Here is a 16,201-nt window from a genome sequence, read left to right as displayed (position 1 = left end):
GGGGCATGGGTGATGGCTGCCAACGCGACGAGCTACCAGGTGAGCCCAAGCGAAAAGCGCCTGGCCCTGGTCTTCATCCTCACAGGCTTTGCGCACCTCTTGATCGGGATCCTGATGGGGCTGCTCCAGGGCCTGGAGCACATGGGGATCAACCTCATCCCCTCGATGCCCGTCATCCAGACCTACTACCAGGCCCTCTCCATCCACGGGGTCTTCAACGTCCTGCTCTTCACCAGCTTCTTCATCGTGGGCTTCCTCGGCTACATGGCCAGCTACGGCTTTGAGCGGCCCCTGGCCAGCGTCCGTCTGGGGTGGGTCACCTACTGGGTGATGCTGGTGGGCGCCCTCCTGACCGACTGGGCCCTCCTGGCCAACCGGGCGACGGTGCTCTACACCTCCTACGCTCCCCTCAAGGCCCACCCGGCCTACTACATCGGCCTGGCCCTGGTGGTGGTGGGCACCCTGTTGCTCCTGCTCAATCTGGTCCGCACCTACCTGGCCTGGCGGCGGGAACGGCCCGGCGAGCGGATCCCGCTCCTCTCCTTCGGCGCCCTGGTCACCTTCATCATGTGGGGGATGGCCAGCGTCGGGATCGTGGTGGAGTTCGTCTTCTTCCTCATCCCCTGGTCGTTGGGCTGGGTGGCGGAGGTGGACCCCCTCCTCACCCGGACCTTCTTCTGGGAGAGCGGCCACCCCATCGTCTACTTCTGGCTCCTGCCGGCCTACCTCTCCTGGTACTTCCTCCTGCCCCGGCAGGCAGGCGGCCGGCTCTTCAGCGAGCCCTTGGCCCGTTTGGCCTTCCTTCTCTTCATCCCCCTCTCCCTGCCCGTGGGGTTCCACCACCAGTTCCTCGATCCGGGGGTGAGCCAGGGGTACAAGGCGATCCACACCGTCCTCACCTTCGCCATCTTCATCCCCAGCATGATGACCGCCTTCACCGTGCTCGCCTCCCTCGAGCTGGGTGGGCGGGCCCGGGGCGGCCAGGGCCTCCTGGGCTGGGTGACCAAGCTCCCCTGGAAGGATCCCGTCTTCACGGGCCAGGCCCTGGGCATGCTGCTCTTCGCCCTGGGTGGGGTGAGCGGGCTGATCAACGCCTCCTACACCCTGAACCTGGAGGTCCACAACACCCTCTTCATCCCCGGCCACTTCCACCTGACGGTGGGGGCGGCGGTGGTGATGACCTTCATGGCCACCAGCTTCTGGCTCATCCCCCACCTGACCGGGCGGGCCCTCTGGAACCGGCCCCTGGCCCTGGTGCAGGTGATCCTGTGGGCGGTAGGCATGACCTTCATGTCCCGGGGGATGAGCTGGGCGGGGATGCTGGGCGCGCCCCGGCGGACCATGCTGGGCGCCGCCACCTACCGGGAGGCGGCCTGGAACGAGCCCCTGGAGCTGGTGGGCGTGGGCGGCGTGATTCTGACCATCGCGGGGATCCTCTTCTTCCTCAACCTGGTCCTCACGTTGCTCAACCGCCGGCCCGCGGGCGAGGTGGAGGTCCCCCTGGCGGAGCCCTTGCCCGAGGCAGGGCCCCTGCCCCAGTACCTGGACCGGTTCATGCCCTGGGTGGTGAGCGGGGCCCTCTTGGTCCTCATCGGCTACGGGCCCACCATCTTCCGCCTGCTCACCACCATGCAGACCGTGGCCGCGCCCGCCCTCAATCCCTTCTGACCCGACGCGCGCCTGGTTCGGTCGACGGGGAGGCCGGCTCTCGGGATCCTCCGATCCCGGGGCCGGCCTCTACTGCCGCGCCGGACTCCCCGCCGCCTCGGCTTCCGCTGCCGACGTCTTGGGAATGAGCGCCACCAGGAAGGCGGCCACCAAGGGCAAGGCAGCCAGGACGGGCCAGACAGCCGGCGGACCCCAGTGGTCGGCCACCACGCCCAGGAGGGAGACGCCGAAGCCGCCGGTGCCCACCGCGGCCCCCTGGATCAGGCCCGTCGCGGTGCCCAGCCGGCCCGGCAGGAGCTCCTGGCCGTAGACGATGGTCACGGGGAAGCTGGAGGTCACAAAGAAGCCGGCCACGGCCGCCAGTGGGAAGAGCCAAGCGTCGGGCACCCGGGGGAAGAGGGCAAGAAGCAGCGGCGGCACCAGGAGGCTCGCCAAGATGACGGGCTTCCGCCCCACCCGGTCGGCCATGGGGCCGCCCGCCAGGCTCCCCAAGGCGCCAGACAGGAGGTAGGTCGAAAGCAGGGTCCCCGAGAAGGCTGCAGGCCGGCCCAGGTGGGAAACGAAGTAGAGGGGGACGAAGGCGTTCACCCCCATGTGGACCCAGGTGCGGAGGACCACCGCCCCCAGGAGGAGGGCCAGGGGGCCCCACCGGTCCTCGCCGCCGTTCCCCGCCTGAACCTGCACCGTCCGGCGATGGGCGGTCTCCCGGGCCCGGATGGTGCCGTAGACGGCGGCCAGCAGGGCGACCACCACCGCCCCCAAGATCCCGTACCCGAGGACGGGGGCCAGGAACCCGAAGCCCAGAAGGAAGGTGGTGATGGCCGGGCTGAGGCCGAAGCCGATGTTGCCCCCCACCTGGAAGATGCTCATGGCCGCCCCCCGCCGGTTGCCACCGAAGAGGTAGGTCGCCTTCGAGCCTTCGGGGTGGTAGGCGGCCGAGCCGACCGCCTGCAGGGCGATGGCGGCCACCAGGACCCAGAAGTTCTTCACCAGAAGGGCGACCGCGAAGGCGGCGGTGGAGAGGGCCAGCCCGCCGATGAGGAGCCAGCTGGTCCGGACCCGGTCGCCCAGGATGCCGATGGTGGGCTGGAGGATGGCCGACGCCACCGTCCCGATGAGGAGGAGCATCCCCGTGGCCGTGTAGGAAAGCCCGTACAGCTCCTGCCAGTAGGGCAGGAGGACGGGGATGGCTCCCGACACCATGTCGAGGGCCAGGTGGCCGAGGCTGATCACGAGGAGAATCTGAGTTGCCAAAGACATCGCTCCTATCGTCGGTTCCCTCTCCTGGAAGTGTAACGGTTTTCCTTCGGCTTGGGGCCCCTCCCCTGCCCTTTCGCACCTTTGCGAATCCTGCCCCGGCGCGGCCCTTCCCCCATCGCCCGGGGCGCTGCCCTGTGGTACACTGGCACCGGAAAGGTTCCTGGGCCTCCAAGGAGGGATCGCCGTTGATCGCCAGCACCACCAGCCAGCCGTGGGCCGAGCTGGACCAGCCCCGGCGGCGCCTCACCCCACCGGTCCGGGTCGGCCGGGTCACCATCGGCAGCGGTTACCCCATCGCCGTCCAGTCCATGACCAACACCGACACCGCCGACCCGGTGGCCACCGCGGAACAGGTGGTGGCCCTCGCCCGAGCGGGGAGCGAGCTGGTGCGGGTGACGGTCAACACCGAAGAGGCGGCCCGGGCCGTGCCCGAGATGGTCCGGCGGGTCCGGGACCAAGGGGTGGAGGTGCCCATCGTGGGCGACTTCCACTACAACGGCCACCGGCTCCTCACGCGGTATCCCGCCTGCGCCCAAGCCCTCGACAAGTACCGGATCAACCCTGGGAACGTGGGGACCAAGCACCGGGACGAGAACTTCGCCCAGATCATCCGGGTGGCCCTGGAGTTCGAGAAGCCCATCCGCATCGGGGTCAACTGGGGCTCCCTGGACCAGCAGCTCCTCACCACCCTGATGGAGGACAACGCCCGGCGGGAGCAGCCCTGGAGCGCCCGGGCCGTCACCTTGGAGGCCATGGTCCAAAGCGCCCTCCGCTCCGCCCGCCTGGCTGAAGAGCTGGGGCTGCCCCACGATCGGATCATCCTGAGCGCCAAGGTGAGCGCCGCGCCCGATCTGGTGGCGGTCTACCGGCGGCTGGCGGAGCTGTGCGACTACCCCCTCCACCTGGGCCTCACCGAGGCCGGCATGGGGATGCCCGGCATCGTGGCCAGCGCCGCGGCCTTGGCGCCCCTCCTTCTTGAGGGGATTGGCGACACCATCCGGGTCTCCATCACCCCCGCCCCCGACGGCGACCGGACCGAAGAGGTGAAGGTGGCCCAGCAGATCCTCCAGGTCTTGGGCCTCCGGGCCTTCAGCCCCCAGGTCACCTCCTGCCCCGGCTGCGGGCGGACCACCAACACCTTCTTCCAGGAGATGGCCCAGGAGATCCAGGCCTACCTCCAGGAGCAGCTCCCCCAGTGGCGGGAGCGCTACCCGGGGGTGGAGGAGCTGAAGGTGGCGGTGATGGGTTGCGTCGTCAATGGGCCCGGCGAGAGCCGCCACGCGGACATCGGCATCTCCCTTCCCGGCACCTTTGAGGAGCCGAAGGCGCCCGTCTACGTGGACGGACGCCTCCGGACCACCCTCCAAGGCGACGATCTGGTCGCCCAATTCATCGAGATCCTGAACGAGTACGTGGCCGAACGGTTCGGCTCCCAGGCCCGGGCGGGGCGCCGCTAAGCCTCCTGCCCCGCCGCCTCCTCCCGGAGCCGGCGGGCCGCCGCCACCAGGTGGCGCAAGGCGGGGATCACTTCGTCGTAGGACCGGGTCTTCAGGCCACAATCCGGGTTGACCCACAGCTGGTCCGGCTCCAGGACTCGGACCGCCCGGCGGAGGAGCTCCACCATCTCCTCCGCCCCCGGCACCCGGGGCGAGTGGATGTCCCAGATGCCGGGCCCGATCTGGTTGGGGTAGCGGAAGGCGACGAAGGCCTCCAGAAGCTCCATCCCCGACCGGGAGGCCTCAATGGAGATGACATCCGCATCCAGCCCGGCGATGGCCTCGATGATGTCGTTGAACTCCGAGTAGCACATGTGGGTGTGGATCTGGGTCTCATCCCGCACCCCGCTGGTGGCCAGCCGGAAGCACTCGCTGGCCCAGGCCAGGTACTCGGGCCACCGGGCCCGCCGCAAAGGCAACCCCTCCCGGAAGGCGGGCTCGTCGATCTGAATCACCCCGATCCCCGCCGCTTCCAGATCCTGAACCTCATCCCGGATGGCCAGGGCCAGCTGCCGGCAGGTCTCCTCCCGGGGCTGGTCGTCCCGCACGAAGGACCACTGGAGGAGGGTGACGGGTCCGGTGAGCATCCCCTTGACGGGCCGATCGGTGAGGGATTGGGCGTACCGGATCCACTCGACGGTCATGGGCCGGGGCCGGGCCACATCCCCGTAGATGATGGGCGGCTTCACGTAGCGGGAGCCGTAGCTTTGGACCCAGCCGTGCTCGGTGAAGGCGAACCCCTCCAGGTGCTCGCCGAAGTACTCCACCATGTCGTTCCGCTCGGGCTCGCCGTGGACCAACACATCCAGCCCCAGCTCTTCCTGGAGGCGGATCACCCGCTCGATCTCTCCCCGGATGGCCGCCTCGTACGCCCCCTGGTCCATCTCGCCCCGGCGGTAGCGGGCCCGGAGCCGGCGGATCTCGGCGGTCTGGGGGAAGGAGCCGATGGTGGTGGTCGGGAAGGGCGGCAGGCCCAGGCGGGCCTGCTGGGCCTCCCGGCGGACCCGGTGGGGCGTGGGGCGACGGGTCGCCTCCGGCCCGAGCTGGGCCAGGCGGGCCCGGACCGCTTCATTCCGCAGGCGGCTGGAAGCCCGCCGGGCGGCCACCTGGGCCTGGTTGGCGGCCAGCGCCTCGGCCACCGCCTCCCGGCCCTCGTTGAGGGCCCGGGTAAGGAGGGCCACCTCCTCCAGCTTCTGCCGGGCAAAGGCGAGCCACCCTTTCAGCTCGGGATCCAGGCTCGTCTCCAGGGTGACATCCAGGGGCACGTGGAGCAAGGAGCAGGAGGGGGCCACCTGGATCCGGTCCCGGCCCCAGGCCCGGGCCGCCCGCTCCAGCACCTCCAAGCAGGCGGTCAGATCGGCCTTCCAGACGTTCCGCCCGTCCACCACCCCCAGGGAGAGGACGAACCCGTCGGGGAGCGGGTGGCGGAGGAGCTGCTCCAGCTGGTGCGGCGCCCGCACCAGATCCAGGTGGAGCCCCGCCACCGGCAGGCGGAGGGCCGTCGCCAGGTTCTCCTCCAGCCCCTCAAAGTAGGTGGCCACCAGGATCCGGATGGGCCCCGCCGCCTCCGCGAGGGCGGCGTAGGCCCGCCGGTAGGCGTCGCCCAGCGGCCCCTCGGGCGGCGGGTCCAAAGCGAGCCACGGCTCGTCCAACTGGACCCCGCGGACCCCGGCCTGGGCCAGGCTGCTCAAGAGCTCCTGGTAGACGGGGAGGAGCCGGTCCAGCAACTCCAGGCGGTTGAAGGCGCTCCCCCGGGCCTTGCCCAGCATCAAGAAGCTCACGGGCCCGATCAGAACCGGCCGGGTGACGATCCCGTAGGCCTGGGCCTCCACGAACTCGTAGACGGGCTTGCGGGAGGCGAGCTGGAACTGCTGGTCCCGGCGGAACTCGGGCACCAGGTAGTGGTAGTTGGTGTCGAACCACTTGGTCAGCTCCAGGGCGGGCACGCCCCCGCCCGGCCCCTCCCCCGGGCGGCCCCGGGCCATGGCAAAGTAGGTCTCCAGGCTCACCGGGCCCCCGGTCCAGCCGAAGCGCTCAGGGATGGCGCCCACCACACAGGCCATGTCCAGCACGTGGTCATAGAAGGAGAAGTCGTTGGAGGGGATGACGTCGATCCCCACCTCCTGCTGCAGCTGCCAGTGGCGCAGCCGCAGTTCCTGGCCGGCCTTGAGGAGGTCCGCCTCGGTGAGCTCCCCTTTCCAGTACCGCTCCGTCTGCCGCTTCAGCTCCCGATGGGCGCCGATCCGGGGAAAGCCCAAGTTGGCCGCAACCGCCACCCGTCTGCCCCCTTCCCCCGGGCCATCCAGCCCGGAACGTGGTCTAAGGGCCGGCCCAAGGCCGGCCCCGGTGGAAGCCTTTGGATCCGCTGGATCCGTTGGATAAGGATGGTTCGCCGGGGGCGGGGGCACTCCTCCATCCCGGAGGGCCTGCCCTTCGGCCGCCCCGCCCCGACACCGGGTGAGATCTGCGCCCTCCTGCCTTACTGGGGAACCTTCTCCCAATCCTTGAGGAAGCGCTCCAGCCCCACGTCGGTCATGGGGTGGTGGAAGAGCTGCTCCAGGGTCTCCAACCGGAAGGTGATGACGTCGGCCCCTACCAACGCCGCCTGGAGCACGTGCTGGGGATGGCGGACCGCGGCCACCAGGATCTCGGTGGCGAAATCGTAGTTGTCATAGATCTGGCGGATCTCCTCCACAATCCCCATGCCGTCATGGCCGATGCCGTCCAACCGGCCCACAAAGGGGCTCACGTAGGCCGCGCCCGCCTTGGCCACCAGGAGGGCCTGAAGGCTGGAGAAGACCAGGGTGGCGTTCACCTTGATCCCCTCTTGGCTGAGGACCTTCATGGCCTTCACGCCTTCCACGGTGGTGGGCACCTTCACCACCACGTTGGGCGCGAGCTTGGCCAGCTCCCGGCCCTCCCGGACCATCCCCTCGGTGTCGGTGGCCACCACTTCCAGGCTGACGGGCTCCTCCCGGACCTCCGCGAGGATCTCATCCACCACCTGGCGGAACCCCTTCCCCGTCGCCGCCACGTGGCTCGGGTTGGTGGTCACCCCGTCGAGCATGCCCAGCTCTTTGGCCCGGCGGATCTCCTCAATCTTGGCCGTATCCAGGAAAAACTTCACACCGTTCCCTCCTTCGTCCATCCACCCGACATCTGGTTCGACACTGGGCCTGTGGATCCTGGACGGTCCTCAGTCCTGGCGCCGGGGCGGGGTGGTGCGGACGTCGTCCCCGCCATCGATGACCAACTCCGCCCCCGTCACCCAGGAGGCCTCGTCGGAGAGCAGGTAGAGGGCGGCGTAGGCGATGTCCACCGCCGAGCCGTACCCCGCCAGGTGGGTGCGCCGCACGGGCCGGATGGGCCCCTCGTCCAGGGGGGCGGCGATGAGCCCCGGGCTGATCAGGTTGACCCGCACGTTCCGGGACCAGAACTCCCGGGCGAGCCGTCGGACCAGCCCCTTGAGCGCCTCCTTGCCCGCCGCGTAGGCCGCGCCGCCCATCAAGCGCGTCTGGGGCGCGGCGCCCAGGGCGACGATCGCCCCGCCCCCCTGCTCCTCCAGGGCGGGCAGGCTCGCCTGGGCCATGACCACCAGCCCGCGGATCAGGTTGGCCATGGCCTGGTCCCACTGGGCCACGGGGATGTTCTCCACCTGGCTCTGGGGCTGGAAGTACCCCCCAGCGGCGAAGACCAAGCCGTCCAAACGGCCGAAGCTGGTCAGGGCCCGATCCACCGCCTCCCGGGCGACGGCCTCCAGGGTCACATCACCCACCAGGCTCTGGACCTCGCCGCCCGCCTCCCGGCACCACTCGGCGGTCCCTTCCAGCTCCGCCCCGTTCCGGGAGACCAGGACCAGCCTGGCCCCCTCCTGGGCCAGCAAGACGGGGATGGCCCGTCCCATGTTGTCCCCGGCCCCGGCCACCAGGACCACCTTCTCGGCCATCCGCAAGACGATCCCCTCCTCCCTCTGGGTGGCGCCCCACCTCATCCGGCGGGGGCTCCCAGGGCCAGGGTACCACCCTGGCGGGGACCGCTCAAGGGAGCGGGGCCAGGCGAGGACCGGGGGGCCTGTCCCAAGTCCGAAACCCGGGCCGGGGCGCCCGTCCGTCGAGCTTGGGCCGCGGGCACGGTGGGGCCAGCGCCGGACCCACCTTAGCCTTTCACCGCCCCGGCGGTGAAGCCGACGATGAACCGGTCCAAGAAGAGGTTGTAGATCAAGGCCAAGGGGAGGCTGGTGATGAGGCAGGCCGCCATGAGGGAGCCCCAGTAGTAGACGTCGCCCCGCACCAGGGCCACGGGCACCCCCAAGCTGACGGTCATCTTCCCCACCGAGCTGATGAAGGTGAGCGCGTAGACGAACTCCTGGAGGACCAAGGTGAAGGCGAAGCCGGTGACCGTTAGGATGCCCGGCACCGAAAGGGGCAGCACCACCCGGAGGATGGCCCCCAGGCGGCTCTGGCCGTCGATCATGGCCTGCTCCTCCAGCTCCCGGGGGATGGAGCGGAAAAAGCCCATGGTGAGCCAGGTGCCGAAGGGGATGGTGAAGGTCGGGTAGATGAGAATCAAGGCCCACAAGGAGTTCTGCAGGCCCAGCACCGAGACCAGCCGGGCGAAGGGGATGAAGAGCAAGGTGGGCGGGACCAGGTAGGTGAGGAAGATGGCGATCCCCAGCCGCTGGCCCCACCGCCCCACCAGCCGGGCCAGGCTGTAGCCGGCCGGCACCGCGGTGATGAGGGTGATGACCACCACCACTGCCCCCACCAGGAAGGTGTTCCCCAGCCACTGGAGATAGGGCGTCCCCTGGAAGAGGAGCCGGACGTGCTCCAGGGTGGGCGGCAGGTTGAAGATCCAGGGGATGTGGTCGGCCACCGTCGCCCCCACGTAGAGATCCCGGTTCTGCTTGAACGCGGTGAGAAACATCCAGTAGAAGGGCATCACCGCGAAGAGGGTGAAGGCCAAGACCAGCACGTAGAGGAGGACCCGCCCCACCACCCGGGCGATGCCTGGCCGCCGGCGGGCCCGCTGCCGGGCCGCCACCACCGCCACCGCCATCAGTGCCCCACCTCCGTTCCCCGGGCGACCCGGAGCATGCCGATGGCCACCAGGACCAGCACGGGGAAGAGGAAGACGGCAATGGCCGCCCCCTGCCCCAGGTCCGCCCCCAAGATCCCCTGCTGGAAGGCGTAGCTAGCCAGCACGTGGGTGGTGTTGTAGGGCCCGCCCCGGGTGAGGAGGTAGACCACCCCCAAGTCGGTGGCGGTGAAGACCATACCGAAGAGAACGGCCACCGTCAGCACCGGCAAGAGCAAGGGGAGCTCCACGTGGAGGAGCCGCCGGAAGAAGCCGGCCCCGTCCACCACCGCCGCCTCCTGCACCTCCCGGGGCAGGGAGCTCAGACCGGCCAGCAGGACCACCGTTGAGAAGGGGAGCATCCGCCAGACGTGGACGGTGACGATGGCGATGCTGGCCAGGGTGGGATCGCCAAACCAGTACAACCACTCCCGGGGCCCCAGGAGGCCCACCGCCCGCAGGGTCCAGTTGATCACGCTGAAGGTGGAGTCGAAGATCCAGACCCAGGCCATGGAGGACAAGGCGACGGGGGCCACCCAGGGCATGAGGATGAGGAAGCGGACCAGCCGCCGGCCCCGGAAGGGCGTGTTCAGGATCCGGGCCAGGGTGGTGGCCAGCACCATGACGATCCCCTGGGAGATCAGGGTGAAGACCAGGGTGTTCCGCAGGGCCCGGCGGAAGATGGGATCCCCCACCACCCGGGCAAAGTTCCGCAACCCGACAAATTGGAAGGAGAGGCTCCCGGCGGTGCTCTCGCTCACCGCGAGGATGAGGGCGAGGATGAAGGGGATCCCCACCAGGACCAAGACGTAGAGGAGGGCCGGGGCAGCCATCAAGGCACCCAGCCGGTCGGACCGGTCGGCCAGCCGGAGCCCCTCGCCCCGCTGGATCGTCCCGCCCCGGGAGAGCCGGCTACTGACGCTCATCCGGTCGTCTCACCCCCGTCGCCCGGTCGAAGAAGCGGAGGGCCTCCACGGGCACCCCGAAGGGGTAGAGCTCCCCTTCCTGGACGCTGGCCGGCACGGTGAAGGGAAGCTTGGCAATCACCGACTCCTCCCGGGCCTCCGGCGGCACCCCGTCTTCCAGGTGCCCGTAGAGGAGCCGGTCCGACCCCAGGTACTCCACCCGCCGCACCCGGAAGGAGAAGCTCCGGAGCGCCTTGCCCGCAGGCCACGCCTCCACGGGAAGGAAGCTTTCGGGCCGGAAGCCCACAAGCGTTTCCCGATTCAGGGGGAGCAGGTTCATGGGCGGCGAGCCGACGAAGGTGGCCACGAAGGTGTCGGCCGGATCGTCGTACACCTCCCGGGGCGTGCCCACCTGCCGGACCCGGCCCGCTTCCATCACCGCGATGCGGTCCCCCAGCCCCATGGCCTCCACCTGATCGTGGGTGACGTAGATGGTGGTCGTCCCCACCGACCGCTGGAACTGCTTCAGCTCATCCCTGGCGGTGGCCCGGAGCTTGGCGTCCAGATTGGAGAGGGGCTCATCCAGCAGGAAGACCTGGGGGTCCCGAACCACCGCCCGGGCCAGGGCCACCCGCTGCCGCTCGCCGCCCGAAAGCTCCCGGGGAAAGCGCTGGAGCAGGTGGCTGATGCCGAACATGCGGGCGCCCTCCCGCACCCGGGTCTCGATCCTCCCCGCCGGCATCCGGGCGGATCGCAGAGGGAAGGCGACGTTCTCGTAGGCCCGCTTGTGGGGGTAGAGGGCGTAGCTTTGGAAGACCATGGCCACGCCCCGCTGGCGGGGCGGCACCTGGTCGTCGACCAGCACCCCATCAATGTAGATCGCCCCTGCGGTGGGGTGCTCCAGCCCCGCCACCATCCGCATGAGGGTCGTCTTCCCGCAGCCCGACGGCCCCAGGAGGACCAGGAGCTCGCCGTCTTCGATGGAGAGACTGACGCCGTCCACCGCCCGGACATCGCCGAAGTCCTTTCGCACGTTCTCCAACTCGACCCGTGCCACCCGCACCCCTCCCCGCCGTACCGGCCGGCGCGTCCCACCGGCTCCGGGGCCCATGAGGCTGGGCCCCGGAGCGCGTCATTCTTCAGGCCACCAGGCCCCGTTCCCGCCACTTGGCGAAGATCTGGCGGACCCGGGCGTCGGCCTCGGCCACCGCCTCCCGGGGGCTGAGGGCCCCTGTGGCCGCCTTGGCGAACATGTCGGGCAGGACGAAGCTGTCGAAGACCTCGCCGATGGCCGGGTTGGCCGGGCCGGGATGGCCCACGTTGGTCGACCAGTTGAGGGCCTGCTTCAGGGGCGCGAGCTTGTTGGCCGGGACGGAGCCGAAGGGGTCGTCCTCGCAAACCTCTTCGATCCAGGCCTGGCCGGCGGCCGGCCGCTCTTCCACGGGCACCCCGGGATCGGCCACCGATCCTGGGAAGGAGGGGAAGTTGTATAGCTTGCTGGCCAGCACCGCGTCCCGGTAGTTGTCCACCAGATCGATCAGGAACTCCTTGGCCAGGTCGGGGCTTTGGGCGAACTGCCAGATGAAGTAGGCGCCCATCACGTGCTCGCAGGCCCACTGGCCCGCGGGGCCCCGCAGAGCTTCGACGAAGAAGGTGTCGTCGGCCACAGGCAGGCCGTTCTCCTGCGCGGTCCGGTAGGCGGAGATGGAGTTGACGATGTAGGACGTCTGGCCCGCGTTGAAGGCCTGGTTGTTGGAGGAGGCGTCCCAGCTCAGCACCGCGGGGCTCATCGCCTCCCGGTAGAGGGTCCGCATGAACTCCACCGCTTGGATGGTCGCCTCGGAGTTGAGGACCACCTGCTCATTCTCATCCTGCACCGATCCCCCGAAGGACCAGAGGAGCGCCCGGCAGACCATGTTGGAGTCGATGTCCTGGGAGAGGCCGATGCCCACCGGGATCTGCACCTGGGGGTACTTCTCCCGGATCAGGCGCCCGGCGGTGAGGAGGTCCTCCCAGGTGGAGGGACCGTCGGGCATGCCGATCCCCGTCCAGATGCTCTTCAGGTAGCAGCCTGGGTCGGGCACGTAGTTGTCCGAGAAGGCGAACCACTTGCCCGTCACCGGGTTGTAGGTGCTCCGCTTGGCCAGATCCAGGATGGGACCGTGCCGGCGCTCCACCTCCTGGACCACGTCGGCCATGTCCAGCACGTACGGTTCGAAGGCGGCCGGGGGCGAGATGAACATGAACAGGTCGTGGCCCTGCTGGGCGGCCACCTCTGCGTTCGCCCGGGGTACCAGGTCCGAGAAGGCGATGTGGTCCACCGTCACCTGGACCCCCCGGGCCTCACCCCACGCCTTGGCGTACTGGTCGAACCAGACGTCGTAGGCGGGGACGAAGTGGCTCCACTGGATGATCCGCAAGGTCCGCTGCCGTTGCGCGCTCACCCGGGGCACGAAAACATACGGCGCCGCGGCCAGGCTGAGGGCCCCGCCGCCGGCCCACTTGAGCACCGTCCGGCGGCTCACCTGCCGTTCCTGCGTCGGGGGCTGGGCGGCCGCCTCCGTCCCAACCGGGTTCTGCCAGCCGAGTGTGGAGCGCCCTTCACGCCTTTTCACAGAAACCCCCCCGTGACTGGTGATCGCCCCTGCGTGAGGGAGCGGAGCCATCTTGCCGCCCATAGTAGCATGTATTCCTAATATGAGTCAATATACACTGTCTCTGCAGCCTTCATAAAATCTCAGTCATGTCAGTCGATCTCGTGGACCCCCGACCGTCCTGGCTTGCCACCTGGCCCCGTCCGGGGCGGCCTGGCTCTCCTCCCGGAGCTCATCCTCGCTCCCCCCCACCCCCCGGCCGCAGCGAAATCACCGTTGACTGAGTGGAATACTCGGATTAAAGTAGGTGGGAGATCCCTTCAGTTTGTGTCGAAAGGGTGATCGCCCCGTGTGGGCAACGGTGGCCAATCTCCTCATCTTCGCGCTCCTCCTGGGCCTTCTGGTGCGGATGCGGGCCCGCCGCCGCTCCTTCTCCGTGCGGGTCTTCACCGGGTTGGGCCTCGGGATCCTCTTCGGCGTCCTCCTCCACCTGATCTACGCGCCCGGCTCCGGGGTCCTCCGGACCACCATCGACTGGATCAACCTGGTGGGCCAGGGCTACGTCCGGCTCTTGCAGATGGTGGTGGTCCCCCTCGTCTTCATCTCCATCGTCACCGCCTTCACCAAGCTGGAGCTCACCCAGCAGGTGGGCAAGGTGAGCGCGCTCATTCTGATCATCCTGGTGGGCACCACCGCCATCGCGGCAGCGGTGGGGATCGCCACCACGGGCCTCTTCGGCCTGGAGGCGGGCCAGATCCAGCCGGGCCAGGCGGAGCTCCAGCGGGCCGCAGGGCTGGAGCAGACCTTCGGCAGCACCCTCCAGGGGACCAGCCTGCCCCAGCAGCTGCTGGAGATCCTGCCGGCCAACCCCTTCCTCGACTTCACCGGCGCGCGGCGGAGTTCCACCCTGGCAGTGGTCGTCTTCGCGGCCTTCGTGGGCTTGAGCTACCTGGGCCTGCGGCAGCGGGAGCCTGAGACGGCCCAGACCTTCGAGCGGCTCGTGCAGGCCCTCTACGGGGTGACCATGGGGATTGTGCGCATGGTCATCCGCCTCACGCCCTACGGCGTCCTGGCCATCATGACCCGGGTCGCCGCCACCAGTGACTACGCCGCCATTTGGGCCTTGGGCAAGTTCGTCCTCGCCTCCTACGTCGCGCTGGCCATCGTCTTTCTGATCCACCTGCTCCTTCTGGGCTTGGCGGGCCTTAGCCCCGCGGCGTACGTGCGCAAGGTGCTGCCCGTCCTGGGCTTCGCCTTCACCTCCCGCTCCAGCGCCGCCACCCTGCCCCTGAACGTCCGGGCCCAGACGGAGGAGCTGGGCGTGCCTGCGGGCATCGCCAACTTCGCCGGCTCCCTGGGGCTTTCCATCGGCCAGAACGGCTGCGCCGGCGTCTATCCGGCCATGCTGGCCGTCATGATCGCGCCCACCGTCGGCATCGACCCCTTCACCCCGGGCTTCATCGCCAGCGTCATCGCCGTCGTCGCGCTGAGCTCCTTCGGCGTGGCCGGGGTGGGCGGCGGGGCCACCTTCGCCGCGTTGATGGTGCTCTCCATGCTGGGCCTGCCCGTGGGGCTGGCGGGTCTCTTGATCTCCATCGAGCCGCTCATCGACATGGGCCGGACAGCGGTCAACGTCAGCGGGTCCATGACCGCGGGGGTCCTCACCAGCCGCCTCACCGGCCAGCTGGACCGGGCCGTCTACACCGCCGCCGCCCTGCAGGAGCAAGCCTAAACGGACCCGCGGCTTGGGACGGCCGCAGATGGGTCGATGGGTCCGCCAGACCAAGAAAGAGGTGCGCGTGCCGAGGCCCGGGGCGATCCTCCGCCCCGGGCCTGCTCACGCCGGAGGTCACCGCGCGGGGTGCCGCTCCACCGGTGGGACGCGGCCTTACCCCGCCTCCACCACCCGGCCCTCCCGGCGGGACGCTTCCGCGGCGAAGGCCATCAGGTGGCTCTCCAGCGACTCGGCCAGGGAGGTGAGGGCCTCTTCGGGGACCCGCCCCTCTTTGCGGGCCCTCAGCCGGCCGACGAAGGCGGCCATCAAGCCGTCATCGCCCCCTGCATGGCCGGCGCCCGCCGGGACGTGGAGCACCTCCCGGCCCGAGCCGCGGGTGCCCTGGGGCACAAAGCTCCGGACCTCCAGCTCCCCCTTCTCTAGATGCCCCCGGATCTCACCGTGGGTCCCCATCAGCTTCAGGGTCCGGGTGTTCTCCTCGGTGAACGCGCAGACGGTGAAGGCGGCCGTCACCCCGCCGGCAAACTCCAGGCTGACCACCTGGTGGTCCACCACGTCGTTGTCCGAGCGGTAGACGCACCGGCCATACGGCCCCTCCCGCAGGGCCTGGAGGCGCCCTTCCCGGCTCAGGTCGTGGGTGATGACGGAGACGGGCCAGCCCGTCGAGTCCGCGAGCGCCTCCACGTAGAAGCGGACCGCATCGAAGGGGCAGCTCTCCGAAGCGGGGCAGCCATCGATGCACCGCTCCGGCGCGCCTGGGGGCGCGTGCTCCGGCCGGAAGTGGAGGAGGGAGCCGAAGGAGGCGAGCCGCACCCAAGGCCGCCCCACCAGCCAGCGGAGCATGTCCAAGTCGTGGCAGGACTTGGCCAGGATCATGGGGCTGGAGGTCGCCTCCCGGCGCCAGTTCCCCCGGACGTAGCTGTGGGCGAAGTGCCAGTAGCCGATGTTCTCCGTGTACTGGATGGAAACGACGTGACCGATCCGCCCCGCATCCAAGAGCCCCTTGAGGGTGCTGAAGAAGGGCGTGTACCGGAGCACGTGGGCGACGGTGACGCTCCCGCCCCGGTCCTGAAGGCGCTCCGCGGCCCGGGCCACCTTCAGGACCTCCTCCCGGGTGGGGGCGATGGGCTTCTCCAGAAGGATGTCGTACCCCAGCTCCATGGCCCGCAGGGCCGGCTCCACGTGGAGCTGGTCCGGCGTGGCGATGATCACCCCGTCGGCCAGACGGGGCCCGGCCAGGAGGTCTTCCCAGCGGGCAAAGCGGCGTTCCGGCGGAATCTGGTGCCGGTCCCCCACCAGGTTCCGCCGCGCCTCCCGGGGGTCGGCGACGGCCACCACCCGGGCCTGATCGGGGTGGGCCAAGCACCAGCCGGCGTACACATCCCCACCCCGGTTGCCGGCACCGATGACGGCTAAGGTGACGGGCTCAGCCACAGGAACCCCTCCTCCCCCCGCCTGGGCCCTGCCGGG

12 protein-coding genes are annotated in these 16,201 nt (G+C 69.6%); 3 read left to right on the top strand and 9 right to left on the bottom strand.

Annotated features, from left to right (window positions below):
• The first annotated feature begins 12 nt into the window (after nucleotides 1–12).
• Complete coding sequence (locus tag FWJ67_RS06585; protein WP_304174014.1) at nucleotides 13–1,668, top strand: cbb3-type cytochrome c oxidase subunit I; 1,656 nt, start codon at nucleotides 13–15, stop codon at nucleotides 1,666–1,668.
• A gap of 69 nt (nucleotides 1,669–1,737) precedes the next feature.
• Here the strand turns inward: FWJ67_RS06585 and FWJ67_RS06580 are convergent, their stop codons facing one another.
• Nucleotides 1,738–2,922, bottom strand: a complete 1,185-nt coding sequence (locus FWJ67_RS06580) for an MFS transporter (protein WP_414481868.1) — start codon at nucleotides 2,920–2,922, stop codon at nucleotides 1,738–1,740.
• A 191-nt stretch (nucleotides 2,923–3,113) separates the two neighbouring features.
• Here FWJ67_RS06580 and ispG point away from each other — a divergent pair, with 191 nt between their 5' ends.
• Nucleotides 3,114–4,385, top strand: coding sequence for a flavodoxin-dependent (E)-4-hydroxy-3-methylbut-2-enyl-diphosphate synthase (ispG, locus tag FWJ67_RS06575; protein WP_304174018.1), 1,272 nt, complete (start codon nucleotides 3,114–3,116; stop codon nucleotides 4,383–4,385).
• Here the strand turns inward: ispG and metE are convergent.
• From metE to FWJ67_RS06540, 7 genes are all read right to left on the bottom strand, one after another.
• Nucleotides 4,382–6,700, bottom strand: coding sequence for a 5-methyltetrahydropteroyltriglutamate--homocysteine S-methyltransferase (metE, locus tag FWJ67_RS06570; protein WP_304174021.1), 2,319 nt, complete (start codon nucleotides 6,698–6,700; stop codon nucleotides 4,382–4,384). The two genes, ispG and metE, sit on opposite strands and share 4 nt — an antisense overlap.
• A gap of 203 nt (nucleotides 6,701–6,903) precedes the next feature.
• A complete protein-coding gene (gene fsa / locus FWJ67_RS06565) occupies nucleotides 6,904–7,551 on the bottom strand; it encodes a fructose-6-phosphate aldolase (RefSeq protein WP_304174023.1) in 648 nt (215 codons plus the stop codon).
• A 69-nt stretch (nucleotides 7,552–7,620) separates the two neighbouring features.
• Complete coding sequence (locus FWJ67_RS06560) at nucleotides 7,621–8,415, bottom strand: SDR family NAD(P)-dependent oxidoreductase (RefSeq protein WP_304174025.1); 795 nt, start codon at nucleotides 8,413–8,415, stop codon at nucleotides 7,621–7,623.
• Nucleotides 8,416–8,579: 164 nt separating this feature from the next.
• A complete protein-coding gene (locus tag FWJ67_RS06555; RefSeq protein WP_304174027.1) occupies nucleotides 8,580–9,479 on the bottom strand; it encodes a carbohydrate ABC transporter permease in 900 nt (299 codons plus the stop codon).
• A complete protein-coding gene (locus tag FWJ67_RS06550) occupies nucleotides 9,479–10,423 on the bottom strand; it encodes a carbohydrate ABC transporter permease (RefSeq protein WP_414481870.1) in 945 nt (314 codons plus the stop codon). The genes FWJ67_RS06555 and FWJ67_RS06550 overlap by 1 nt, the downstream gene beginning before the upstream one ends.
• Nucleotides 10,410–11,459 (bottom strand): ABC transporter ATP-binding protein, encoded by a 1,050-nt coding sequence (locus tag FWJ67_RS06545; RefSeq protein ID WP_304174031.1) that lies wholly within the window; start codon nucleotides 11,457–11,459, stop codon nucleotides 10,410–10,412. The genes FWJ67_RS06550 and FWJ67_RS06545 overlap by 14 nt, the downstream gene beginning before the upstream one ends.
• 82 nt (nucleotides 11,460–11,541) lie before the next feature.
• Nucleotides 11,542–12,927 (bottom strand): extracellular solute-binding protein, encoded by a 1,386-nt coding sequence (locus FWJ67_RS06540; RefSeq protein ID WP_414482652.1) that lies wholly within the window; start codon nucleotides 12,925–12,927, stop codon nucleotides 11,542–11,544.
• A 478-nt stretch (nucleotides 12,928–13,405) separates the two neighbouring features.
• Here FWJ67_RS06540 and FWJ67_RS06535 point away from each other — a divergent pair, with 478 nt between their 5' ends.
• Entirely contained in the window at nucleotides 13,406–14,728 is a 1,323-nt protein-coding gene (locus tag FWJ67_RS06535; RefSeq protein ID WP_369686583.1) for an L-cystine transporter, read from the top strand.
• 156 nt (nucleotides 14,729–14,884) lie between these two features.
• On the opposite strand, the gene FWJ67_RS06530 is transcribed toward FWJ67_RS06535, so the two are convergent.
• Complete coding sequence (locus FWJ67_RS06530; protein ID WP_304174037.1) at nucleotides 14,885–16,165, bottom strand: Gfo/Idh/MocA family protein; 1,281 nt, start codon at nucleotides 16,163–16,165, stop codon at nucleotides 14,885–14,887.
• Nucleotides 16,166–16,201: the final 36 nt, after the last annotated feature.

Origin of the sequence: Limnochorda sp. (assembly GCF_047459355.1) — a bacterium.
Lineage (GTDB): Bacteria > Bacillota > Limnochordia > Limnochordales > Limnochordaceae > Limnochorda.
Note: the sequence above shows the minus strand (reverse complement) of the source record. Positions and strands in the feature narration are given on the sequence as shown.

Coding starts and splice junctions, on each gene's coding strand:
- FWJ67_RS06585 (WP_304174014.1), top strand. CDS start 13: ATGGCTGCCAACGCGACGAGCTACCAGGTGAGCCCAAGCGAAAAGCGC.
- FWJ67_RS06560 (WP_304174025.1), bottom strand. CDS start 8,415: ATGAGGTGGGGCGCCACCCAGAGGGAGGAGGGGATCGTCTTGCGGATG.
- FWJ67_RS06555 (WP_304174027.1), bottom strand. CDS start 9,479: ATGGCGGTGGCGGTGGTGGCGGCCCGGCAGCGGGCCCGCCGGCGGCCA.
- FWJ67_RS06550 (WP_414481870.1), bottom strand. CDS start 10,423: ATGAGCGTCAGTAGCCGGCTCTCCCGGGGCGGGACGATCCAGCGGGGC.
- FWJ67_RS06535 (WP_369686583.1), top strand. CDS start 13,406: ATGCGGGCCCGCCGCCGCTCCTTCTCCGTGCGGGTCTTCACCGGGTTG.